The sequence below is a fragment of the Bdellovibrio sp. HCB288 genome, from assembly GCF_047305935.1.
GTDB lineage: Bacteria > Bdellovibrionota > Bdellovibrionia > Bdellovibrionales > Bdellovibrionaceae > Bdellovibrio.
Genome location: NZ_CP178619.1, coordinates 2,721,844 through 2,745,005, shown reverse-complemented (window position 1 = coordinate 2,745,005; position 23,162 = coordinate 2,721,844). Strand labels below are relative to the sequence as shown.

Sequence of the window (23,162 nt, the reverse complement as noted above, 5' to 3'; positions counted from 1 at the left end):
GGCGGTAAGGGCTTTTAATAGTTGATATTTTTAATAAATTTGCTATGTTGCAACGCGTGCAAAAAGGGACCTTTCAACAGTATTTAAATCGCGTTTTACACCGCAGCGAGGTCCTGCTGAGGTACTTCTTGCGCCAACGCGGCTTCTTTCTTCGTTGCTTGTTGTGTTGGGCGATCGGATGCCTGGCTCTTTCCACTGATGAAGTCACGTCCTATGACCAGCGTTTCAAGCTTCGCGGCGACCAAAAAGTCTCCTCACAAATCGTTCTAATCACAATCCGCCAATCTGACTTCACCGGTATCTACACCAAGCATTCCTCTTTGCTGGATCTGGACTCGGCAACCGACGTCACTGACAGCTACTTTTGGAACAAACGCATCTGGAGCCAGTTGCTGGCAAAAGTTCTGAAGCAAAACCCCCAGGCCGTGGGCGTGACGCTTTATTTTGGCGATAACATCGGCGGCGTTCAACTGACTCCTGCCGAACAAAAGAACTTCCTCGACCCCCGTGTCGTTTGGTCCACAACGACGAACAGCCTTGAGCGTGTTTTGACTCCGGCCTTCAGCAATCGTGATCACACCAATCTTGGCGCCAACGAAGTTCGCCGTGACGAAGACGGATTGGTGCGCCGGGTATTCCCGCAGCGCGCGGACATGCCCCATTTGGTTGAAAAAATCACCGGCAAGACTTTCCCCACAAGCCTTGCTGGACTCCCCATCAACTATCGCGGATCCATTTACAATTTCACCCAATATGGTCTGAGCGAAATTCTCTACGATGAACTTCCAGCCAACGCCTTTACCGGAAAAATCATCCTGATCGGGGCTGAAACCTCGGCCTCTCCGGTTTACCTGACTCCGGTGGGAACACTCACTCGCACGGAGATTATGGCTCACATCACCGACACCCTGCTTGGCAACAAGTGGATTCAACGTCTGGATTTCTGGTGGTACGCCCTGGGCTTTTTGTTTTTGATGGGCTTTGCCATTTTCATCATCACAACCTACCCGCAATCCGTGGCGTTGTTTTTTGTGTTGTGGATTGCGACTTTATTGGCGGCCTTGTCAGCCTGGGTTTTCGACAGCTTCTATTTCTGGTCCCCGGCATTTGCGCCGTTCGTTCTATTGGCGGCGACCTGGACGATCTTCATTGGATACCTGGCGACAAAAATTGAACGCAAGAACTTCGCCCTCCAGCAGGAACAGCAGTACCTGGCAGAGCTGGAACAGCTTAAAAACAATTTCGTGAGCCTCATTTCCCACGACCTGAAAACACCGATCGCAAAAATTCAGGCGATCGTGGACCGCTTGTTGACGCAAAATCAGGATCAGGAACTGCAAACGGATTTAAAATCCCTGCGCACTTTCGGTGACGAGCTGAATCGCTATATTCAGTCCATCCTCAAAGTCCTGCGCATTGAGTCCCGCGAATTTAAAATCAACAAAGACGCCGCTGACATCAACGAAGTGATCGAAGATGCTCTTTCCACTCTGCGCCCCCTAGCTGCAGAAAAAGGCATCCGTATTCAGACTCATCTCGAGCCCATGTTCTCTGTTGAGTTTGATACGACCCTGATCAAAGAGGTTGTTATCAACCTGGTTGAGAACGCAATCAAGTACACGCCCGCCCAGGGTTTGATTGAGGTGACTTCCTCTGAAACGAACGAAGATATCAAAGTCGAAGTCAAAGACACCGGCGATGGTATCAAACCCGAGGATCTGGACAAAGTCTGGGGTAAATTCACCCGCGGCAGTGATCAGGATTTAAAAACCAAAGGGACCGGTTTGGGTCTTTACTTAGTTAAATATTTTATTGAACTTCATGGTGGCAAAGTTGCGATGGATAGCAAATGGGGGCAAGGCACAACTGTGTCCTTCACCCTTCCACTGGAATCTGAAGACGTTATCGAGGAGATGTTATGATCAATCAACTAAGCACTCTGATTGTGGACGACGAGGCGGAACTGCGCCGTTCGGTCATTTCCATTCTAAAATCCACCATGCCGGAAATTGAATTTACAATTGACGAGGCCTCCACAGGTAAAGAGGCTTTGGATAAAGTAAAACAACAATCCTGGGATCTGGTTTTAATGGATGTGAAGATGCCGGAGATGAATGGCCTGGAAGCCCTGACGGCAATCAAGGAGCATGATCCTCGCACCTTCGTGGTGTTGATGACCGCTCACTCCAATCTTCACGATGCTGTCCTTGCAATCAAAGAAGGCGCTTACGACTACGTTGAAAAACCGGTCAATCCACAAACGTTGACAGAGATCGTTCGCAAAAGCCAGGAAGCCCGTGATCTGGTTTCCAGCCTGGCCTTGTCGAATCCGATCTTTGACGATGACATCGAATCCGAGTTCGTGGGTTCTTCGCAAAAAATGAAAGAGGTCTTCAACCTGATCTATCGACTGTGCAAAGTGGATACGACAGTTTTGATCCGCGGTGAAAATGGAACTGGCAAAGAGCTGGTGGCTCGCGCGATTCACTTCAACTCCCCTCGCAAATCCGGAAGTTTTGTGGCAATCAACTGCGGCGCGATCCCGGAAAGCCTGATGGAGAGCGAACTCTTCGGTCACGAAAAAGGTGCCTTCACCGGCGCCATCGAGCGCAAAATCGGCAAATTCCAGATGGCCAACAATGGAACATTGTTCCTGGATGAAATTGGCGAACTTCGCCCTGACATGCAGGTCAAACTTTTGCGCGTGCTTCAGGAAAAGAAATTCACTCCTGTGGGCAGCAACCGTGAAGTAAAAACCAACACACGCATTATCGCGGCGACAAACCGCAACCTTGAAAAAATGATGGCCGATGGCACCTTCCGCGAAGATCTTTTCTATCGCTTGAATGTCATGCCCATCTTTTTGCCGCCATTGCGTGATCGCTCTGACGACATCCAGGCGCTGGCACAGCACTTTATCAAAAAGTTTGCTCGTCAGCATGGTCGCACCATTAATGGAATCGACATCGAGGCCTTGGAGATGCTTAAAGCCTATCGCTGGCCAGGGAACATCCGCGAGCTTGAAAACGTGATCGAACGCGCCTTCATCGTGGAGAACTCTCAAAATATCACACTGGAATCCTTACCGGAATCCTTGAAGCTTACTCCCAAGGAAGCTCCCGAGAAAACGGCCAATGTCGGTTACTCCGGTCCGTTGGACTTTGACGTGTTCAAAGAAGGCATGGAGAAGGAATTCATCGTGAGTGCTTTGAAAGCAAATCAGGGTCGAATCAATCAAACCGTGGCTCAGGCAAATATTCCGAAAAACACCTTGCTAAGGAAAATCCGCAAGTACGGAATCAACGTCAAAGACTTTACGAGCGAAGAATAGTTTCGGCTTTATCGACCACCTGCTCTGCTGGCAGGTGGGTCATGCAGACGTGAGTTTTGATAGGACACACTTTATGCCCGTGCTTGCCACAGGGACGGCAGGGCAAATTTTCCTTCTGAGCAATATATGAATCTGCCGACCACGGTCTGAAGCCAAATCTTAAAACAGTGGGACCAAATACGGCGATCAAGGGAGTTTCACAAGAAGCTGCCATATGAGAGGCCGCACTGTCATTCCCGACCAACAATCGCGCACGGGCAATAATCTGCGTCGACTCTAAAATAGAGGTCTTTCCGGCAATACAAATCGAACCCGGAATCAAGTCGGTCACTTCCTGCGCCAGAGCTTCCTCGCCCGGCCCGCCCATCACATAAATCTGATAGCCTTGTTCCTGAAGTGATTTACCGGTTGCGACGAATCCCTCCTTGGTCCAACGCTTGGTTGCCCAAACGGATCCCGGGAACATCAGTACGCCACGACCTTCACTCAACGCATTCAGGTTGTAGCGAGATTGCAAGCCTGCATACACGTCCGTGCATTGCATGATTTTTTCGCGAACACTCATTGAGGACCATTCCGGAGGGGAAGGCAGCTTACCCTTCGAATCGAGCTCATAAGGTTTGACGCTGTTTTGATAACCAAGCAATAACTCTGGCAACTTGCCATCCACTGGTTGCAACAAACTCATTTGGCGCATTGGATCCGGAAGCATCATGGGCTTTTTCACCGTCTGGGAAAAAGCCAGAAAGCTGAATGGTTTTTTAAAACCGATTTTATGTTGAGCTTTGATTTTGCGACAAAAGAAAATCGTGCGCATGGATTCGTGGGGGGACAAAAGGTAATTGACCTGGTGCTTTGCAATCCCCTGCAGTGCCTGCACATAGGAATCTGCATCACCTTTTTTGATTTCAAAAATATGATCAACCAATTTTGTTTTGATAAAGAAGTCGCCAAAACCTTTGCGACACACCAGCCCCAGCTCGTGATCAGGCCAAATCTGACGACAACGTTTCAGGAGTGGAATTGCCAAGAGCAAGTCCCCCAGAAAGGCTGTTTGTACGACAAGATTCAACGGCATGAACGATCTCCTGCAAAGAGACCTGATCGTAGCACATTATGCTTTTTTCACAAGCTCTCTTCCAGCAAGGACTGCATGAACTCTTGGTTAGAATAGATACTCCGCGGCCATACAAATCAATCTCATGAGCACAGGTTGGACCGAACCAGGCCACCACTTGTCGCCCCTGAGAAATCGCCATATGCATGCCCAGGCTGTCACCGGTAATCACCACATCACACGCTGCAACGCTGATCAAACCGTCTCGCAAGCCGCTTTCAGTGGCAGTGGAAATAACTGGAAGCCCACGGGCGATCTGCACATTTCGCTCAGTGTCTTCGGGACCACCCAATAGCACAATTTGCGCCTCAGGATATCTGCTTTGCAAAGAAGTTATCATCAATCGATGAAACTCCACTGTGAGCTTTTTCGCTGCAATAACATTGCTGCATCCGGTGTTAAAACCCAACACCCACTTCTTGCCGTTGGTCAAAAATCCCGAGCGACGCTCCTGCAACTGCGCCTGCTCTGACTCCGTCAGCGGCAACCAGTAGGAATCTCTTTTATACGGACCCAGCTCCAAGGCTTCAATCATGAGCTGCGTCTCGGGCTTTTTGTTTTCAAAGAACTTTTTTTGATTATTCAGACCCAGCTCCCACAGCTCTTCTGCGGCGGGAGTTGCGGGAAGAATCGCTCCGTTCACTGGATTTGCGGTAAAGCCAAATACCTGCAGTACTTGCGTGTGACGAAGCACACCGACAGCTTTAAGGGATTTATCAATAACAAATGCGACATCAAATTCCAGGGACCGCAACTGCAATAAATCAGCCTCGCGAGTCGTCAGCACCCGATCGATCACGGGATGATTCTGCAAAAGCAAATGCGCGGGCGCATCGGTCACCCAAGTCAGCATGGACGAAGGATACTTGCGTTTTATCGCTCGCAGTAAACTGGTACTGCGAACCACCGCCCCCAGCGCCCCCAAGTGCACGATTAAAATGGAAATTTTCGGCGCATCATAGGAGACACAGTCCGAGTCACAGCTCTGACTTTTAGAACAGGGTTTATATCCTGAAAAATACCGACAATTGGTTTGCGCCATAGCATTATTGTAGAACATCAACCCCCTCCAAATTGACTTTCAAGGGGTCTGGTCCTTGATTTTCAGGACCAAGGGCGCGGCAAAAAACACCCGGATTTTTCCGATAAGCTCAGGGATGAAAATAGAACGTGAAGTGATTCAACTTAAACCCATCAAAACCCTGAAACACGCTCAGGGTGGTACCGTGACTTTACCGTCAGGTCTGGGCAGCTTTGAGCTGAATGCTTTGCAATTTTCCTACCTCGAAGTTCTGAAAAACGGAGTTTCCATTGAAGGACTTGTGCAGTTCTTTCTGGGGCAAGGATGGTTGGTCAGCTTCCGTGAACTCTACAGTCTGATTCAATTTCTGGTGCACGAAAGACTGATCACAAATCAAAACATCATCGACTATTTTAAAAAAGTAAATTCTGACGACTCTCCGTTGGTATTTAGCTCTATCGACGTTATGAATGGCAAACAGATCAAACCCGATCCTGCGACCCTGCCGTTCTTTCGCTCCCTGGAACCTCACCTGGCCAATTATCTGCTGCAAAAAGCAGAGGTGTTTTCCGTGCCACCCAATATTCGCATCACTCATTCCGGCCAAAGCAGTCGTGACCTGTTTGTTTTATTAAAAGGACAGGCCTCTATTTACAAAGTCCTTTCGGAGACCCGCAGACAGCTCGTGGCAACACTGGGCTCCGGAGCTCTTTTTGGTGAGCGAGGATTCCTGCTAAACCAACCGCGCAATGCCGATGTTATCACCAGCACAGCCTCTGAAATCCTAAGGGTCCATCACCTGCCTGAATACGACAACCTTATCAAGTCTGACAAGGCCCAGGCCCTTCAACATCGCTTTTGGGTGATGCAGGCACTGCTATCATCACCGTTTTTTAAGGACATCCCCACGGACAGTCTGGATGCCTTGATATTTACCGGACGCCTGGTTCAGGCACCCGCAAATCAGGCTTTATTTCATGAAGGCCAAGCCGGCAATACGTGTTATATCGTGATTCAAGGTTCTGTGGTTATCAGTCAAAAAGGCTCTGCCATCAATGTTCTTAACCAGGGAACCTGTTTTGGTGAAATCTCACTGCTGGTTTCCGGAGGCGTCAGAACGGCGACGGTAACCACTCAAAGAGATACGGTTTTATTGGAAATCGAACAGAATGCATTCTATAAAATGCTGGCTCAGAATCTTATTTTGGCCAAAGTTATTGAAACCCTGGCTGCCTCCCGCCTTGCCCGCGACATGAAAAACTCTTAGACGTTACGGTCAAATTCTGCAAGGTGCCTTACCTTGAAATCGTATAAAACAACGCTTCCCCTTCGCTGTGATATAACTGCCGGAAATTCACCAGAAGGACGGAAAAATGAAATACTTGCTTCCACTGATTATGCTTGCGGCACTCCCTGCGGGAGCTCGGTCTCAGGACATCAATGACCAATTCAATAAGGTTTCTGCTCAACTGATTGCCAACGACGTACAAACGATCGTCATTGAGGACGTCTATCCCAAGGGAAACTGCCTGCCAGATGGAGCCTCGTATATGGTGGCTTTGCAGGTTAAAAAAATAGCATGGGATGATATCCTGGAAAAAGACGTCGAACAATGGGTGACCACAAAGACTGTCAACGTCAGCAAAGCAACCGGCCGTATAACTCAATACTGCGATTAATAAAAAAACCCGGTTCATCACCGGGTTTTTTTATTTAGGGAACTTTTCCAGGTTTGATCGACACCACTTCTGAAACCAAGGTTCCAATTTTAATCTTGGCTTCGATTCTTAGAATGTACTTGTGCTCGTCATCAGACAGCCAGATCAGGTTTTCACCAATAGGCTTAAACTTCCCCTTCAAAGTGATATTTGGCTGAATTACGATCGCTTTCATCGGGCCCAGCTCCGTGTCCAGAACTTCCTTGCGAATTGCTTTGCCCGAGAAAACCAGATTCTCTTTGTCATTGGATACACGGAAAGCATACTCCTTGCCGACTTCCCACTGAAACATGCGCATATAGAAAATCGCACTATAAACGTTCTGTGCGTACTCCTCGAGCTCCCATTGCTCGCGCTTTTCCTCTTCACCATCCTGTTTGGTGACTTTCTTTTCCCAGAAGGTCGCCATTTTTTTGGTGTTATCAAAAAGCATTTTGGCTTCACGAAGCTGGCCGGATTCCTTCACGTGCAACTCGAATACGGTTGGCGTTAATTCCTCGTAGTCCATGAAAATGTCGACGTTGTCTTCAACTGTATAAACCGAAGCAAAAAGGGAGATCGTCTTAATAGCGATATTGTGCTTATAGGATTGACGTCCATTCACAGTGGCCATTGGCAATGTTTTGAAACGCAATTCGCCCGCTGACATTTTGAAATAAGACACGTCATGCACGACTTCCTCACCCACTCGGAATGGGTCAACAAGCGGACGTCGTCCATTAAAACCTGCATCGTCCTCAATGGCTGGCTGTCTACGAGTTGAAACGGCAGCTTCGGCTTTCTTGTCTTTACCATTCTTGGATTTTGCTGGCTCTTTGGCTTTGACCGCTGCAGCTGGCTTAACCGGCGCGGTCACTGCTTTGGAAGATTTTGAGTCTTTGGCGGGCTTGGCCGCTGGCGTTGCTTTTTCAGTTTTTGCTGGGGATTTTGCTGCAGTTTCTTTTTCATCCGTTGCAACAGCAGTTTCCGTGACTGGAGCTGATGGCTCTTCAATTTTCACAGCTTTTTCAAACTCGTCCATGGTTCCAAGTTGATCGGCCTTTTCATACTTCAAAAATGAAGTCGAACATGCCGACAACAGTGATACTGCGAATAGAAATGCTGCAATCGAAAACTTACCCACTAAAAATCCTTCCAACGCCTGTGAACCCACATCCATTGTTCCGGATGTTTTCTAACTATTTGCTCAAGCTTATCAGTAAAAGCCTGAGTGATATTGGCAATACTCTGGTCTTTATCTTCAACGATAGAAGGGCTCAAGTCCATAGCTGGCTCGATGACCACGTGAACTTTCCCATCTTGTCCTTCATAGGTGTAGATGGGCAAAACTGGCGCCTTGGTTTTTTGCGCGAACAAAGCCAGACCATAGGCCGTACCGGTGCGTTTCCCAAAGAAGTTTGTGGCGACACCAAAAGGTTTTCCCATGTACTGATCAAGCACGAACACCAGGCCCTCGTTGCGCTTCAGTGCCTTCAGAATCTCGAAAGCATTATTGGGTCCGTGGGCCTCGATGTATTTAACCCCTTGAGCTCCCCGAACCGAGAACCACAAGTTGTTAAACCACTCGGTTTTGAAACTTTTTGAGATGATATGAATCTTCTGACCAATAACACTCAGGGCATTGGCTGCCAAATCCCCGTTGCCCAAATGCAGTGTCAGATAAAAAAATCCTTTGCCGTTGGCAAGAGCCTGCTCGTGGTTTTCCAACCCCTCAAAGACCACATTTTCATCTACCCATTGGCGTGACATATTGGGAATAAAAAAGAATTCACCAAAATTATAGCCCAATTGGTAAACGGACTCGCGCCCCACTTTTTTTCTTTGAGCGTCTGTCCACTCCGGAAAGGCTATTTCAAGATTACCAAGAACAATTTTTTTTCGGAAGCCAAAGACATCCCACCATAAAAATCCAATCCAGGAACCCGAAAGTCGCTGGATCTTCCGTGGCAATATGCCGGACAGAAAAATTCCGATTTTAGCTAAAAAGTTGGCCAATAATTTCATGCAGACGTCCTTTGGTCCCAAATTCCGTCACCTGCAAATTGGTACTCCAGAGCTTTTCGGGCTCTGGCAACAGACGACGCAACTTCACCGCATCCTTGGATGTAGTCACTAGATAGTCGGCACCCGACTTCATAAAGTCATTCCAGATTTTTTGCGCATCAGACTCTGTGTACTGATGATGATCGCGGTAATGAAGGCTTCGTTTGGAGATCTCTCCATAGGATCGCATCATCTTCTCAAAAACATCAGGACGAGCAATCGCAGACACGAGGAACATGCACTGACCTTTTAACATCTCGGTGGGTGCAGTCTCTTTGCCGTTATTCAATTCCACGATGTCATAGCCGAAATAAAGAATCTCTTTACCTGGCGGCAGATGATCCTGAACGACTTTAAGGCTGTTTTCATCAGCAAGATTGCATTTCGTGAATAGAATCACATCGGCTCTTTCAAGACCTTCCCAGGATTCGCGGGCACGGCCTTCTGGCACAACTTGATAGTTGCTCCACGGCTCGGTCGCATCCAGAATAACAATATTCAGATCACGGTGCAGTTTTCGATGCTGAAATCCATCGTCGACGACGATCACATCGAACGGTCCATAATTCTTTGTTGAGTATTCCGCCGTCTGCCATTTGCTGTCGCCAACAAAGACTGTGACATCCGGATTGGCCTGAGCCAACAGCACGGGCTCATCACCATAGTACCGAGCCGCATGGGGATGTGTGACATCCACGCGTACGGAAGCGGAAGCATCTGCGCGATAAGAGCGACTGACCACTGCGACCTTTTTATGTTCGCCGACCAGGGACTTCAGGCAAAAATCCGTGATAGGAGTCTTCCCCGTTCCACCCATTGTCAAATTTCCGATACTGATAACTTTCATCGGTGGCTTATAGGCCCCTAAAATTCCACGGTCATAAAGTGAGTTTTTTAAACCCACGATGTGATCATAAATAAATGACAATGGTTTCAGTAATGGTTTCATACCGTCAAATACTCATCCAATGCTTTCACCACGCGGGAAGTGGCCCCTTTGTCGCCCAAGTAAGAGCGCAAAGATACCAGATCTTTTTTAACTTCCGCGGTATAGGCCGCATCCGAAATATAGCGATCCAAAAGTGCCGCCATATTTTCTGCGGTTACATCACTCTGGAAACGTTCAGGAACTGCTTCTTTATTCAGAATCAGATTCACCAAACCATAGAACTTGGTCCCGCGCACGAAGATACGGGCAAAGATACCGGTCAACCACTTCATTTTATACATGATGACCATCGGCTTTTGCAGAAGGCCCACTTGCAAAGTGGCTGTACCTGAAGCAACCAGCATCATATCCACCAGATGAATCATTCTAAATGGCTCATCCTTTAACAGAATATATGGCAGACGGAAGTCCTCCAGATACTCCTGCATTTTTTCTTTGGTGAATGTAGGAGCTGTCAAAATGACGATTTTTAGATTGTGATACTTTTTTGATAAAATTCGCGCGGCATCCAATTGAATCTGGAAGTGCTGCTTAAGTTCCAGACGACGACTGCCCGGCATCAATCCCAGAACAATTTCGTCATCGCGAATGCCGACTTGATTGCGGTGAGTTTTAAGATAAGTGGCATCATCAATCAAACGCTCATCCAATTCATCCAACAAAGGATGACCCACAAATTCCACAGGAACGCCGTGCTCCTCATAGAAAGGCACTTCGAATGGGAATAGTACGAATACTTTTTTGCAGTACTTTTTGATGGTCTTAACCCGGCCTTTACGCCAAGCCCACACCTGCGGAGAGATGTAGTAAACCACGGGAATCCCCAAGGCATGCAATTTTTTTGCAAGCATCAGATTGAACTCCGGATAATCCATCACAATAGCAACTTTCGGGCGGCGTTTTTCAGCCTCGCGAACAAGACTGTCAAACACACCCTTCAAAAGACCGTAGGAGTTAATAATCTCCGCAGCCCCCACAACGGCCATTTCTTCGGATTTCCCCAGACGTTCAAATCCCAGGTTTTCCATGTCCTGACTGCCGACACCAAAAGCATGGATCTTACGTCCCTGCTTTTTCCAGGTCTCAAGAATTCTTTGAGCATAAGTCACACTGGAGGCCTCGGCGGCCACGAACAATACTTGATCCATTTATTTACCAATCATTTTTTGAATGTCTTCGATGGCGCGCAAAGCTTTCAATCCATCCAGACCTGTAACCACCGGCGTTTTGTTATTCAAAACTGCATCGACGAATGCATCCGTCTCTTTTTGAAGAGCATCAGCCTTATCCACCGTCCACTTGGTGATTTTTGTCAATTCATCGCCGCCAGCACCCTTCTCGACTTTTTCAAGTTCATGGATCCCGGTGTTTGCGTAAATAGTGCAATCATCCTGAACCACGCGAATGGATCGCTGACCCACCGGAGAAACACGACTGACCGTGATGATGCCGTGGATGCCATTTTTCATTTTAAAGGAAATGGATGCGGTATCCAATTCCGGAGAAATCAACTTTGTGCCAGAGCAGATCATGGATTCAATCTCGCTGCCTGTTAGCCAGAACAACAAATCCATATCGTGAATTGCCAGATCATGAAGAACGCTGACATCAGCACCACGAGCCTTGTAAGGCGCCGTTCTGATCAGCTCGATTGTTGACACATTTTTCATGTGCTTTTTAAGTTCATTCACAGAAGGATTGAATCTTTCGATATGACCCACTGCCAATTTCACTTTGTGCTTTTCAGCCAAAGCCAAAAGTTCCTCAGCCTGAGGCACCGTTGCTGTGATTGGTTTTTCCACGTTAACGTGAATACCATTTTCCAGGAAAAGTTTGGCCACTTCATAGTGACTTTGCGTACTAGCCGCAATTGTCACCAAATCAACCTGACCAATCAAATCCTGTGGACGATGAAAGCTTTTAACTCCCAACTCAGCGGCAATTTTATCTGCCTGAGCCGGAAAGTGATCACAAACCCCGATCAGTTCCACGTTCGGATTATTTTTATACTTTTGAGCATGGAAGTTACCAAGGTAACCAACGCCAATAACGGCGCCACGTAGTTTATTGCTCATCTTCTTGCCAGCCTTTAGGACTTCTGTCGACCGCGATTCCGCGCTTCGATGAACGGATAAAGTTAATGAAATACTCGATGTTCGGGCTCATTGTGCATTCTTCCTGAATACGCTTGATGCCTTCCTCAACAGTGTGGGAACCCATGATGATGATACGAATCGCTTTATGCACATTCGTCACTTCTTCACGTGGGTAACCTTTACGTGCCAGTCCGATTTTATTGGTTGCACGAATAGTCGCATAGGTACCTTGAGCGCGACAGAATGGAATAATATCCTTATTCACGATACTGCTGCCTGCGATAAACGCCATTTTTCCGACTTTGGTGAATTGATTCAAAGCACTCATACCACCGACGAACACGCCGTCAGCGATTTCGCAGTGACCACCCAAATGGGTGTTATTTGCAAGAATGACATTGTTGCCAAGTTTGCAGTCATGCCCCACGTGTGTGTAAGCCATGAAATAACCGTTATCACCAATCTCTGTCTTTTTGTCGCCCTTGGAGGTCGCCAAATTCACAGTCGTGAACTCACGGAACATATTGTTGTTACCAATAATCAAAGAGGTAGGCTCGTTCTTATAGGAAATATCCTGAGGAGCTCCACCGATAACCGCACCTGGGCAGAAGTGATTGTTTGCGCCGATATCCAAAATACCGTAGCGCGAACCCAGAGTAACGTGACCTTCCACGATCGTGCCTTTGCCGATCTTCACCTTGCCTTGAATAAGGCAATAAGGACCGATTTCAACGTCATCGGCGATCTCAACATCAGGGGAAACAACACTGGAAGGATGAATTTTATAATTTGCCATGGATTTAATATCCTAAATTTATTCTGCGTAAATTGAAACAGGTCATTAATTTAAAAAGGGACCTTTTTAAGGCCCCTTTGAGTTTTGAAACTATTTTTCTTTCTCGTAAGCCTTGATAACATCTTCTGTTAGATCAGAGTCTGGTGTGGAGTACAAAACCCCTTGGTTGTTTTCAAGAACCAAAGTGTAACCTTTGTCTTTTGCCAATTTGCCGATCACAGTTTTCATTTTGTTCAAAATAGGAGCTGTCAATTCACGCTCTTTCTTTTGGATTTCCATTTGGCTTTTGCCTACGATATCACGGTATTTAAGCATTTCTTCCTGGAATTCAGCTTGTTTTTTACCAAGTGCTTCTTCAGAAAGAACTGATTTTTTCTTTTCAAGATCTTCGCCCATCTTTTTCAGATCAGCTTCTTTTTTCTCAAGATCTTTTTTCTTTTTGTTGAACTCTGTTTCAAGTTCAGCTTTTGCTTTTTTACCGGCAGAAGTTGCTTGAATAGCTTTTTGCATATCCACGAATCCAACTTTGCTGTCTGCCGCGTGAGCAGCTGCTGCCATCATAAATACAGTCGCTGCGATAATCATTTTACTCATAAAAATTCCTCCCTAAAATTTTCTTCCCTTAAAAATACTTAACTTAAACAACTAAATTAAAAACTTGGACCAATTGAGAACTCAAACACCGAAGCATCGTGGTAGTTCGGGTCACGATTCAATGGGAAGCCCCACTCAAATCTTAGGACCCCGATTGGTGAATACCAACGAATACCGAAACCCATATCCGAGAAGAATGTATCGCCGCTCAACACATCGTCGGCCGCACCAATATCAAAGAACGCGGCACCATAGATACCCGCATCTTTCACCAATGGGAATTGCAACTCTGTCTGATACATGGCCTGTTGAGTACCACCGTAAAAACGCATGGCTTCAATATTGGCCTGATCCGGAGTCATACCTTCCGCAATACTTTCATTGTATATCTTCTGCGAGAACTTCATTTTACCGACACGGTATGATCTGAAACCGCGCAACGAGTAAGGACCACCCAGTAAGTACAACTCATTGAATGGCACATCCTGGCCGTCAAGCCCATCAATGCGCGCGTACTGAAGATTATTTCTCCAAGTCACATCCCAGAAAACATTCTTAAAGAAGTTAAAGCGCGTGCTGGCACGGTTGTATTTCAACTGACCGAAGCCTGCGTACTCATAAGAAGCCGATGCAAAGATACCTTTGGTCGGAGAGAAACGGTCATTTCTCGTATCGTACTCCACCGTTCCAGTTAACGAGATCGTTTCACCAGAAGCTGTTTCCAATGGGAACAAGTCCGTATCAGTGATAGGTGTTCCATCGGCATTATTTCGCGTCGTTAGATCAGACTTATCGTACTTTGCGCGCAAGAATCCACGAGTGAATTCTGCCAAAGGACGGCCCATTCTGACAGAGGCACCAGTGTGCTTCTCGTCGTAATCCAGACGGCCTGTATTGGTACTGCTGTAAACATCGCCACCCAACAACCACTCAGTGTCGTTAAAGTACGGTTCGGTGAAGGACAAGTTATAGAAACTGCCTGTACCACTTAGATTCAAGCTCGCACCCAAGTTCTGACCTTTACCCAGGAAGTTCGTTTGCTGAACCGAACCTTGCAAAGTGAAACCTTGTGATGTTCCGTAACCGGCACCCAATTGGATTTGCCCCGTATTACGTTCCTTAACGATGATATCAACATTCATGACATCCGTTTTTTCAGGATCCACGGATGTCTTAAAGTTCACGTCCTCAAAGAAGCCCAGACGCTGGATGCCTTCCATGGATTGACGACGACGGGTTTCGTTGTACAACTCACCCTCACGCACCTTCAACTCACGACGGACAACCTTGTCACGGGTTTTGGTATTGCCGACAACATTGATTTTACCGAAGTAAACCTTCTGTCCTTTGTCGAACTCAAACACCAGGTCCATCTTGCGCTCTTTGTCGTTGGCCCGCGTGCGCGGGATAACGTTGGCAAAGGCATAACCCAGGTCGCCATATTTCGCCGTCAACTCACTGATGTCCTTTTGCAGAACCTCATAGGAGAAAACGCCGTTTTCATCAATTTTAATGGCATCGTACAATTCTGATTTCGGGAACAGAATATCACCGGCGAAATCCACATCCCCAACAGAGTACTGCTCACCCTCTTCCACGTGGAAAGTGATGTAGATGTTCTTCTTATCCGGAGTCACTGTCACCTGCGGGCGGTCAATTTTCGCCTGCACGTAACCTTGATTGAAATAGATAAAGCGCACGATTTGCGCATCACGATCAAAAGCCTCTTGCTTATACTGGCCGGAACCAGACATCGCAGAGAAATAGCCGCCCTCTTGTGTGATCAGCTTACTTTTCAATTCAGTTTCTGAAATATGCTTAGCCCCAAGGAAAGTGATCTTACGAACTTTAACCTTGTCATTTTCACGAACTTTGAAAACCAGACGAACAGTTTCATCTTTTGTGATGTCCTGAACCTCAGCATCCACGCGTGCCAGGAAGAAACCCTTGTCTTCGTAAAGCTTTTGAACTTTCTCAACAGCTTCTTTCACTTTGGACATATTCAAAAGCTGGTAAGCCTTGATACCCGTCGCCTCAGCGATATCTTCGGCTTTAATTTCGTTGTTGCCCTCGTAAGTGATCTCAGCGATGGAAGGTTTTTCCAAAACTTTGAAAGTCAAAACCGTTTCCTTGCCGGAAACCTGACGATCCACTTCGATGTTGTTGAAGTAACCTAAATTGAACAGAGCTTGAACATCGGCTCTGATTGCAGTGGCGTTGTACTCAACTCCCACTTTGGAGCTGATTTTGCTAAGAATCGCATCTTTTTCAATTTTGCGATTTCCCACAACTTCAATGGACTTGATAGAAAGACCTGAAGTCGCACTCTTAGGTTGCGCAACCGCTGTCCCATTTTTCTTGGGCGCTGCTTTTTTCTTGGGAGCCGCAATCGCCGTTGACGTTGCAGTCACTAATAACAAAGTAAACAGAAGCTTAATCAAAGTTCGAATTCTCCAACCGAGAGGGAACCCACAAAGAGTTCGTTTTTAAAAATCTTTTTCAAAAATCTCAAAGATTTCTCGATAGTTACCTTTTAAACTGTGAAATCGTAGCCCACTACCTAAGTCTAGTACACCAAAAACGACCACCCTGACGCGTTATACCCAAAGTCCATCTTTCATTCTGTAAACTTTTGGGAATCTGGTCGCGAAAGTAAGATCATGCGTCACGATCACCAAGGCCAACTGCATCTCTTCTTTCAGACGGAAAAACAACTCTTGAATCTTTGCACTCGTGTTCGAGTCCAAATTTCCAGTGGGCTCGTCGGCGAAAAGAATTTTTGGATGACGAACTAAGGCACGTGCAATTGCGATGCGCTGCAACTCACCACCGGATAATTGATTCGGAAAGTGATTGGCGCGATCAGCAAGTCCCATGAACTCAAGTAAGTGCAGGGCTTTTTCTTTTGCTGCTTTTGGAGACTCCCCTGCCACTCGACAAGGAATCATGACGTTTTCGACTGCATTAAATTCACTCAACAAATGATGGAACTGAAAGACGAAACCCATTTCGGCATTACGAAATTTGGAAATTTCGTCATCGTTCATTGCCAACAGATCACGACCTTCAAAGGTAACCTCACCACTGCTGGGACGATCCAGGGTACCCATGATTTGCAGTAACGTACTTTTGCCGGCACCGGAGGATCCAAGAATCGCCAAAGCCTCACCGCCGTTGATATCCAAGCTCACGCCACGAAGAATTTCCAACTCTCCATTGCCACTGGGATAAGATTTGTGGATGTTTCTGACGGAAAGAAAATTACTAACGGGATTATTCATTTCGCAACCCTTCCATAGGATTCAAATTCGCACCACGGCGAGCCGGTGCTAAAGTGGCGATAAAACAAATCAACATTGTTGCCACGCAAATAGCGATTGTATCCATAAAACGAATACTGATTTCGATGTTTTCCAGACGATAAACCGCCCCGGAAATCAGCCCCAGACGACCCTGTGCCCAAACAAACAAGACACACAAAACCAGTCCCAAGATAAATCCACCGGCAAGACCGATAGCACCCAAGATCAGACCTTGGAAGGTGAAGATTTTAATGACGTCTTTGCGACTTAAACCCACAGTCTTTAAAATCGCGATATCCTTGAATCTCTGCACCACATTCACAAACAAAGTGGAGGAGATATTAAATGCCGCCACAAAGATAATCACAGAAACCACAAAGAAGATGGCGGGACGCTGAATAGCCACCGCATCGAAAAGGTTTTCATTGGAATCACGCCAGTCACGAACCCAATACGGAGCCCCTAGGACCTGCGAAAGATTGTAGCTGGCTTTTCGCGCATACTCGGCATCATCAAATTTCAACATCAAGCCGGTGTAACGATCACCGATGGCCGCCACTTCCTGGGCGACACTAAGATCAATCATGATAAAACGTTCATTCCACTCAAATTTGCCCAGCTCCACAACGCCTTGCAATTTGAAGGTCCCGACTTTTCGTTTAAAATTGGATGGATCCGTCAGATCCGCAATCGGTAAAACCACGCGGAATTCATCGCCAATTTTTAGACCCATTTTTTTGGCCAAACCGGAACCAATCAACGCCAATGGCACATCCGACGGCGCATTCAGGTCCGCAGAACCCTCTTTCACCCGACTTTCCAAATTCAAAGTCTGATTCACGCGGTCTTTATCAATTCCTTCCAGCAAAACACCGGAAATCTGACCGTTATGGGCCATGATGCCTTCAACAAAAACAAAACGTGTGGAACTGACCAGGGACGGCTCCGCTTTGCGAATGCGCTCTTCCAATTCCTTCCAGTCATCCGGAAAACGCGAACGCTTTACCACCTGAACTGAACCAGAAACATCCGTCATTGCCGTCTGCAAAGTGGTTTCAAAGCCACTCATCACCGCCATAGATACAACCAGTGAAGCCACCCCTAAAATCAAACCAAACAATGCCAAAGGAGCCGAGCCCCCGAACATGGTTTTTTTTGAATTTAAAAGCTTCCATGAAATCCAGGCTAATGACGATCTATTCACGATGGTTTCACTTCCTGATTCACCTGTTCTTTCAGGTAAGCCATGATAAAGCCATCCAAATCACCATCCATCACATCATCCACCTGATTGGTTTCGAAGTCGGTACGGTGATCTTTGACCATCTGATAAGGGTGCATCACGTAAGAGCGAATTTGCGAACCCCACTCGTTTGCTTTCTTTTGGGAATTCATCGAGTCTTTTTCGGCGTTGCGCTTTTCAACTTCAATTTCGTAAAGTTTTGCCTTCAACATCTTCAAGGCTTTTTCCCGATTTTGAATCTGTGAACGTTCGATTTGGCAGGACACGATCACACCCGTCGGGATGTGAGTCATACGAACTGCGGAATCGGTTTTATTGACGTGCTGACCACCGGCACCACTGGAGCGGTAAGTATCCACTTTCAAATCTTCGGGACGAATTTCAATATTGATGTCATCATCCACCTCCGCCCAGGCGAAAACAGATGAAAACGAAGTATGCCGACGGGCATTCGAGTCAAAAGGCGAAATACGCACCAGTCGGTGCACCCCGGATTCGGCTTTCAAATAGCCATAAGCATAAGGGCCTTCGATCAGAAGTGTGCAGGACTTGATTCCCGCCCCTTCGCCCTCGGTCATCTCGATAACCTGAACTTTATAACCGTGTTTATCGGCGTAGCGCGTGTACATGCGCAAAAGCATCTCAGCCCAGTCACAGGACTCAGTCCCGCCAGCGCCGGAATTGATCGACAAGTAGGTGCTGTTGCCATCAAGCTCGCCATTTAAGACTCGCTTCAGCTCCAGTTCCTCAGCTAACTTTTCCAAAGAGGAAACTTCGGCCTTCACCTCGACAAAGCTGTCTTCATCTGTGGCCTCGGTCGCCATCTCCAGCAACACAGAAGCATCACTCAAACGACTCGTAAAAGAATCAAACTCGCCCACGGCTTTATCCAGCAGGCTTTTTTCCTTGTTAAGCTTTTGCATTTCATCGGGCTTTCCCCACAACGCAGGGTTTTCCGCTTGAATTGCCAGCTCATCGAGGCGTTTTTTCTTTTTGTCTAAGTCAAAGATACCCCCGAAGCTCCTTGGCGAAGCTTTCGAGAGAACTGATACGTTTTTTAACGTCTGAAGATTCGGTTATGATCGACATTTAAATTCCCACTGCTAGTCCGCAGCATTAACAGCGGACCCAGCTATAGTTATAACTAAATGTCAGGGTGTCAAGTGGGGCTACGCAGCAATCGCTCAAAGATCGCATCTTGCAGATCGAACATCTCTTTGGCGTCTTTATCATTGGTTTCGTGATCGTATCCCAGGAGATGCAGTGTCCCGTGCAGCAACATGTACCCCAGCTCCTTTTGGAAACTGAGTTTGTGCTCCTTCGCTTGTTTTTTCAGCACTTCAGGGCACATCACAAGCTCACCAAAACTGCCTGGATCCATGGAGTCAAATGACAAAACATCCGTGGCATAGTCCTTTCCACGAAACTCCCTATTGATCTTTTGCGCAGGTTTTTTATCCAGAAATACCAGAGTCAATTCACGACGGGATTTATCGGCATTGATCACTTTACGTTTCTTAAGCTCCACCACGACCGAGTCCATCCATTCCTGAATGAATTTGCGGGGCACGGAGTGCTTGGATTCGTTAATGATGAGTACCTGCATATGTTCCTTATTTATTCACGGGAGTCGACTCCCCAAGCTGACCACCGGCCGCACGAGGATAATCGATACGCTGATGGTATATACCCAAAAGAATACGAATGAAAGCGGCTTCAACTTTGGAAATATCTTTCAAGGTCAAATTACATTCATCCAACTGCCCGTCAGAGAACTTTCTTTGCACGATATTGCGAACAATGTTCTGCAAACGTGCCGGAGTCGGTTCATCCAAAGAGCGCGCTGCCGCCTCAATGGAATCGGCCAGCATACATAAGGCGGCCTCACGAAATTGTGGCTTCGGACCTGGATAACGGAAATCCTGATCGCTGATCTCCGGATCCTCCTCTTTTTTCAAATCAAGGGCTTTGTTGTAGAAGTAAGAAATCAGAGTCGTACCGTGATGCTGAATAATACCGTCAATGATCGGCTTACCCAGTTTATAAGTAACACCCATCTCCACGCCGTCTTTTACATGGGCAATCAGAAGTGTCTTACTCATGAATGGAGAAATATGATCGTGTGGGTTATTGCCCGGCTTTTGATTCTCGATAAAATAATTGGCGTGCTCCATTTTACCAATGTCATGGTAGTAGCACATGACTTTACCCAAGAGCGAATTCGCCTCAATCTCTTCGGCGGCCGCCTCCACCATGGATCCCACCATCATGGAGTGATGATAAGTCCCCGGGGCTTTTACGATCATGTCTTTTAAAAGCGGATGATTCAGATTGGAAAGTTCCAATAGCTTAACGTCTGTGGTGTAGTTAAATGCCGACTCCAACATCGGGATAAACATCATCGCACACAGAGAACTCAGGATACCACCAATAAAGCCCGCAGGAATGGCGAAAAGAATTTCGCGCGCAGCACCCTCTTGATCAAATCGAGTCATCGTCAGTACGAAGGCGATGACCAGGGCGTTCACCACACCCGTTCTGACGCCAGCAAAATAAATATCGTTACGGGTTTTACAATTAAAGACCCCACGAGCCGCCGCAATACCGCCGATCATACTAAAAAGCATCAGAGCGTAGTTGTAATCAACCATGATTCCCAAGCACAGCGACACGAAAGCGGTAAACAACCAAACGATCTCGCCGGAAGTAATCAACAACCCCACCAGCATCGGGCCTGTCGCAATCGGGGCTGCATAAAGGAAGAATGTTGCTGGCAACAAATGTCCCAACTTTGATACGAAGGCCGCATCAACGACAAACAGATACACTTTCGTAAAAAGAACCGTGCCGTAGGCAATCAGCATCATCACAACCAAGTCTTTGAACTCGACCCGAACCTGATTTAGTGTAAAGCGCTTTAAATAAGAGAAAAAGACGATGATCGCCATGGACAGAACCAACGCCATCGCCAAGGCGGCAAGGTCTTTGCGTTTGTCAGACTGAATGGTTTCAATTTGTTTGATAACGGCCATGTGGAAAGGCTGAATCACCGATCCTTGGGCCACAATCACCTGATTCTTTTTGATGGTGATATTCACAGGAATGACCGCATCGCGAGCCGCCTGTTTACGACTGGCAGTTTCCTGCTTGTTCAAAGTCAGATTCGGCACCAGCAATGATCTGGTGAAATAAAGCATATTCGCACGATCCCCTTCAGTGAACCGCTCCAAATCCTTACGATCATCCAAATCAAAACGATCCGGATCCTGAATATCCGTCACTTCGTTTCGGCCAAGGCTGAATTCACGTCCCAGATTGTTTCTGTGCACCACGCGCGCCACGATTGTCGTTTGCGCGGCCGGAATAAACCGATCCGGTGCCTCGGCGATCTTCTGCTCGTACCAATTTTCAAGGTTACGAATCATGACGGCTTCAATGCGCGCGCTAAACTTGTTGTCGATCAGCCACTCAAACATGAAATCTGAAACCGGGCTTCCCAGCTCTGATTCAAATTCCTTTTTGTACTTGAAGAAATCCTTCACCGCTCCACGGTAAGCCGAAGGCTGCTTGGGCCACGTCGCCTCCCGATAGTAATTGCGCATAGAACGGAAGGAATGAATCAACCCCAACGACACCCGTTCAAAGACACTGGTGTCATAGTCATACACCACCGGAACCGCGTTCTCTGTTTTAAAACGTTTTTCCTCGGTGGTGACCTCATCCGTCATCTCAAAGGCTATAGGAGAAGCCACATCAAACTTGGCAATGTCACCCACACTGAAATTATACGGAACTTCGAATTGATAGAAGATGGTGTAAGACAGAAGGACACAGTACAAGAAAATCATCGCCGCGCGACGAACAAACAAACGCTCTTCGAGCATGTGCAATGCACGACCAAAGAAAGTTTTCTCCAGGCCAATTGAATCCACCCAGTCCAAAAATTTCAGACTGTGATCTTCGTAATTCACCCGAGTCGCAGGACTCTCGCTTTTCTTGGAACCTTTTCCACGCTGAGGCATAGTATTAAGACTCTTGTCCTTATCCTGATAACGTCCAAATTAGCGTAACGCGAATTAACTTAATTGTCGAAATCACTCTGTGTTTGCGCTAAGATAGAGCCGATTCCATCAGAAAGTCGAGGCGCTGTATGGCAAAAACTCCAGCTGATTTACGTAATATTGAGTCCTTGGTCGAGATCGTCGCAAGCCTGCGTGGCCCTGATGGATGTCCATGGGATAAAGAGCAGACTCATGAGTCGCTCACACAATACGCCGTCGAGGAAACTTTTGAGCTGGTGGAAGCCATTGAAACCAAAGGCGTTGAGCGCGATCAGAAGATGAAAGACGAGCTGGGTGACGTGCTTTTTCAAGTACTATTACACTCACAGCTTGCGTCTGAACGTGGAGCTTTTACTCTGAATGATGTGATTGAAAATGTGGCAGAAAAGCTGGTGCGCCGCCACCCTCATGTGTTTGGCGACGTGAAAGTCTCCAACTCTGCTGATGTGGTAAAAAACTGGGAAGAAATCAAAAAGCAGGAAAAGGGTTCAGCCCCCGCCTATTCGTTGAATGTCCCCGCACTTCCCGCCCTGCAACGCGCTTACAAAATAGGCAAACGCACTGAAAAGTTTAAATTCGACTGGGAAAACGTGGACGGCGTGATGCTGAAGGTCGAAGAGGAATTCGACGAACTGCGCGAGGCTCTGGATAACGACGTGGAATCGGAAATCGAACACGAACTGGGAGACGTTTTGTTTTCCCTGGCTCAGTTGGGCCGTCACTTGAAAATGGAACCAGAACAAGTCCTGCGTAAGGGCAACGCCCGCTTCGAAGAGCGCTTCAACAAGATGGTGGAATTAGCCAAAGCGGAGGGTGTCGACTGGGGCGCACTCTCCACTGAAGAAAAAGAAGGCTATTGGCTAAAAGCCAAAGCTTTGCTTAAAAAGTAGA

The 23,162-nt window shown here is 47.0% G+C and carries 20 protein-coding genes; 5 read left to right on the top strand and 15 right to left on the bottom strand.

The features are described 5' to 3' along the window. The first annotated feature begins 128 nt into the window (after window positions 1-128). Window positions 129-1,922 (top strand): ATP-binding protein, encoded by a 1,794-nt coding sequence (locus ACLVWR_RS13445; RefSeq protein ID WP_413581158.1) that lies wholly within the window; start codon window positions 129-131, stop codon window positions 1,920-1,922. Continuing rightward, window positions 1,919-3,331, top strand: a complete 1,413-nt coding sequence (locus ACLVWR_RS13440; protein WP_413581157.1) for a sigma-54-dependent transcriptional regulator — start codon at window positions 1,919-1,921, stop codon at window positions 3,329-3,331. The genes ACLVWR_RS13445 and ACLVWR_RS13440 overlap by 4 nt, the downstream gene beginning before the upstream one ends. On the opposite strand, the gene ACLVWR_RS13435 is transcribed toward ACLVWR_RS13440, so the two are convergent. Both ACLVWR_RS13435 and ACLVWR_RS13430 read right to left on the bottom strand, forming a co-directional pair. Next, on the bottom strand, window positions 3,315-4,409 hold the full coding sequence (locus tag ACLVWR_RS13435) for a glycosyltransferase family 9 protein (RefSeq protein WP_413581156.1): 1,095 nt from the start codon (window positions 4,407-4,409) through the stop codon (window positions 3,315-3,317). The two genes, ACLVWR_RS13440 and ACLVWR_RS13435, sit on opposite strands and share 17 nt — an antisense overlap. Beyond that, the gene (locus tag ACLVWR_RS13430; RefSeq protein ID WP_413581155.1) at window positions 4,318-5,508 is read right to left on the bottom strand and encodes a glycosyltransferase family 9 protein; all 1,191 of its coding nucleotides are present in this window, start codon (window positions 5,506-5,508) and stop codon (window positions 4,318-4,320) included. The genes ACLVWR_RS13435 and ACLVWR_RS13430 overlap by 92 nt, the downstream gene beginning before the upstream one ends. Before the next feature lie 97 nt (window positions 5,509-5,605). Here ACLVWR_RS13430 and ACLVWR_RS13425 point away from each other — a divergent pair, with 97 nt between their 5' ends. Both ACLVWR_RS13425 and ACLVWR_RS13420 read left to right on the top strand, forming a co-directional pair. Then, window positions 5,606-6,736 carry a cyclic nucleotide-binding domain-containing protein gene (locus tag ACLVWR_RS13425; protein WP_413581154.1) on the top strand — a complete coding sequence of 377 codons (1,131 nt, stop codon included), beginning with the start codon at window positions 5,606-5,608 and terminating at the stop codon, window positions 6,734-6,736. Window positions 6,737-6,842: 106 nt separating this feature from the next. Further along, window positions 6,843-7,148 carry a hypothetical protein gene (locus ACLVWR_RS13420; protein ID WP_413581153.1) on the top strand — a complete coding sequence of 102 codons (306 nt, stop codon included), beginning with the start codon at window positions 6,843-6,845 and terminating at the stop codon, window positions 7,146-7,148. Between the two features lie 34 nt (window positions 7,149-7,182). On the opposite strand, the gene ACLVWR_RS13415 is transcribed toward ACLVWR_RS13420, so the two are convergent. From ACLVWR_RS13415 to ACLVWR_RS13355, 13 genes are all read right to left on the bottom strand, one after another. Beyond that, window positions 7,183-8,310 (bottom strand): DUF3108 domain-containing protein, encoded by a 1,128-nt coding sequence (locus ACLVWR_RS13415; RefSeq protein ID WP_413581152.1) that lies wholly within the window; start codon window positions 8,308-8,310, stop codon window positions 7,183-7,185. Continuing rightward, window positions 8,310-9,191 (bottom strand): lysophospholipid acyltransferase family protein, encoded by an 882-nt coding sequence (locus tag ACLVWR_RS13410; RefSeq protein ID WP_413581151.1) that lies wholly within the window; start codon window positions 9,189-9,191, stop codon window positions 8,310-8,312. The genes ACLVWR_RS13415 and ACLVWR_RS13410 overlap by 1 nt, the downstream gene beginning before the upstream one ends. Next, the gene (gene lpxK, locus ACLVWR_RS13405) at window positions 9,163-10,179 is read right to left on the bottom strand and encodes a tetraacyldisaccharide 4'-kinase (RefSeq protein ID WP_413581150.1); all 1,017 of its coding nucleotides are present in this window, start codon (window positions 10,177-10,179) and stop codon (window positions 9,163-9,165) included. The genes ACLVWR_RS13410 and lpxK overlap by 29 nt, the downstream gene beginning before the upstream one ends. Beyond that, window positions 10,176-11,327, bottom strand: a complete 1,152-nt coding sequence (lpxB, locus tag ACLVWR_RS13400) for a lipid-A-disaccharide synthase (RefSeq protein WP_413581149.1) — start codon at window positions 11,325-11,327, stop codon at window positions 10,176-10,178. The genes lpxK and lpxB overlap by 4 nt, the downstream gene beginning before the upstream one ends. After that, a complete protein-coding gene (locus ACLVWR_RS13395; protein WP_413581148.1) occupies window positions 11,328-12,254 on the bottom strand; it encodes a Gfo/Idh/MocA family protein in 927 nt (308 codons plus the stop codon). Further along, window positions 12,244-13,071 (bottom strand): acyl-ACP--UDP-N-acetylglucosamine O-acyltransferase, encoded by an 828-nt coding sequence (gene lpxA / locus ACLVWR_RS13390; RefSeq protein ID WP_413581147.1) that lies wholly within the window; start codon window positions 13,069-13,071, stop codon window positions 12,244-12,246. The genes ACLVWR_RS13395 and lpxA overlap by 11 nt, the downstream gene beginning before the upstream one ends. A gap of 90 nt (window positions 13,072-13,161) precedes the next feature. Then, window positions 13,162-13,665, bottom strand: coding sequence for an OmpH family outer membrane protein (locus tag ACLVWR_RS13385; RefSeq protein WP_413581146.1), 504 nt, complete (start codon window positions 13,663-13,665; stop codon window positions 13,162-13,164). Window positions 13,666-13,721: 56 nt separating this feature from the next. After that, entirely contained in the window at window positions 13,722-16,106 is a 2,385-nt protein-coding gene (bamA, locus tag ACLVWR_RS13380) for an outer membrane protein assembly factor BamA (RefSeq protein ID WP_413581145.1), read from the bottom strand. Window positions 16,107-16,262: 156 nt separating this feature from the next. Beyond that, complete coding sequence (locus ACLVWR_RS13375; protein ID WP_413581144.1) at window positions 16,263-16,946, bottom strand: ABC transporter ATP-binding protein; 684 nt, start codon at window positions 16,944-16,946, stop codon at window positions 16,263-16,265. Then, the gene (locus ACLVWR_RS13370; protein ID WP_413581143.1) at window positions 16,939-18,171 is read right to left on the bottom strand and encodes an FtsX-like permease family protein; all 1,233 of its coding nucleotides are present in this window, start codon (window positions 18,169-18,171) and stop codon (window positions 16,939-16,941) included. Before ACLVWR_RS13370 ends, ACLVWR_RS13375 begins: the two co-directional genes overlap by 8 nt. After that, window positions 18,168-19,220: a peptide chain release factor 2 gene (prfB, locus tag ACLVWR_RS13365; RefSeq protein ID WP_413583505.1), complete on the bottom strand. Its 1,053-nt coding sequence runs from the start codon at window positions 19,218-19,220 to the stop codon at window positions 18,168-18,170. The genes ACLVWR_RS13370 and prfB overlap by 4 nt, the downstream gene beginning before the upstream one ends. Before the next feature lie 149 nt (window positions 19,221-19,369). After that, window positions 19,370-19,816 carry an rRNA maturation RNase YbeY gene (gene ybeY / locus ACLVWR_RS13360; RefSeq protein WP_413581142.1) on the bottom strand — a complete coding sequence of 149 codons (447 nt, stop codon included), beginning with the start codon at window positions 19,814-19,816 and terminating at the stop codon, window positions 19,370-19,372. 7 nt (window positions 19,817-19,823) lie between these two features. After that, window positions 19,824-22,232: an HD family phosphohydrolase gene (locus ACLVWR_RS13355; RefSeq protein WP_413581141.1), complete on the bottom strand. Its 2,409-nt coding sequence runs from the start codon at window positions 22,230-22,232 to the stop codon at window positions 19,824-19,826. A gap of 128 nt (window positions 22,233-22,360) precedes the next feature. On the opposite strand from ACLVWR_RS13355, the gene mazG reads away from it, so the two are divergent. Continuing rightward, the gene (mazG, locus tag ACLVWR_RS13350) at window positions 22,361-23,161 is read left to right on the top strand and encodes a nucleoside triphosphate pyrophosphohydrolase (RefSeq protein WP_413581140.1); all 801 of its coding nucleotides are present in this window, start codon (window positions 22,361-22,363) and stop codon (window positions 23,159-23,161) included. Window position 23,162 lies beyond the last annotated feature (1 nt).

Coding starts and splice junctions, on each gene's coding strand:
- ACLVWR_RS13420 (WP_413581153.1), top strand. CDS start 6,843: ATGAAATACTTGCTTCCACTGATTATGCTTGCGGCACTCCCTGCGGGA.
- ACLVWR_RS13410 (WP_413581151.1), bottom strand. CDS start 9,191: ATGAAATTATTGGCCAACTTTTTAGCTAAAATCGGAATTTTTCTGTCC.
- ACLVWR_RS13430 (WP_413581155.1), bottom strand. CDS start 5,508: ATGTTCTACAATAATGCTATGGCGCAAACCAATTGTCGGTATTTTTCA.
- ACLVWR_RS13395 (WP_413581148.1), bottom strand. CDS start 12,254: ATGAGCAATAAACTACGTGGCGCCGTTATTGGCGTTGGTTACCTTGGT.
- ybeY (WP_413581142.1), bottom strand. CDS start 19,816: ATGCAGGTACTCATCATTAACGAATCCAAGCACTCCGTGCCCCGCAAA.
- ACLVWR_RS13375 (WP_413581144.1), bottom strand. CDS start 16,946: ATGAATAATCCCGTTAGTAATTTTCTTTCCGTCAGAAACATCCACAAA.
- lpxK (WP_413581150.1), bottom strand. CDS start 10,179: ATGAAACCATTACTGAAACCATTGTCATTTATTTATGATCACATCGTG.
- ACLVWR_RS13355 (WP_413581141.1), bottom strand. CDS start 22,232: ATGCCTCAGCGTGGAAAAGGTTCCAAGAAAAGCGAGAGTCCTGCGACT.
- mazG (WP_413581140.1), top strand. CDS start 22,361: ATGGCAAAAACTCCAGCTGATTTACGTAATATTGAGTCCTTGGTCGAG.
- ACLVWR_RS13435 (WP_413581156.1), bottom strand. CDS start 4,409: ATGCCGTTGAATCTTGTCGTACAAACAGCCTTTCTGGGGGACTTGCTC.
- lpxB (WP_413581149.1), bottom strand. CDS start 11,327: ATGGATCAAGTATTGTTCGTGGCCGCCGAGGCCTCCAGTGTGACTTAT.
- ACLVWR_RS13425 (WP_413581154.1), top strand. CDS start 5,606: ATGAAAATAGAACGTGAAGTGATTCAACTTAAACCCATCAAAACCCTG.
- ACLVWR_RS13440 (WP_413581157.1), top strand. CDS start 1,919: ATGATCAATCAACTAAGCACTCTGATTGTGGACGACGAGGCGGAACTG.
- ACLVWR_RS13385 (WP_413581146.1), bottom strand. CDS start 13,665: ATGAGTAAAATGATTATCGCAGCGACTGTATTTATGATGGCAGCAGCT.
- lpxA (WP_413581147.1), bottom strand. CDS start 13,071: ATGGCAAATTATAAAATTCATCCTTCCAGTGTTGTTTCCCCTGATGTT.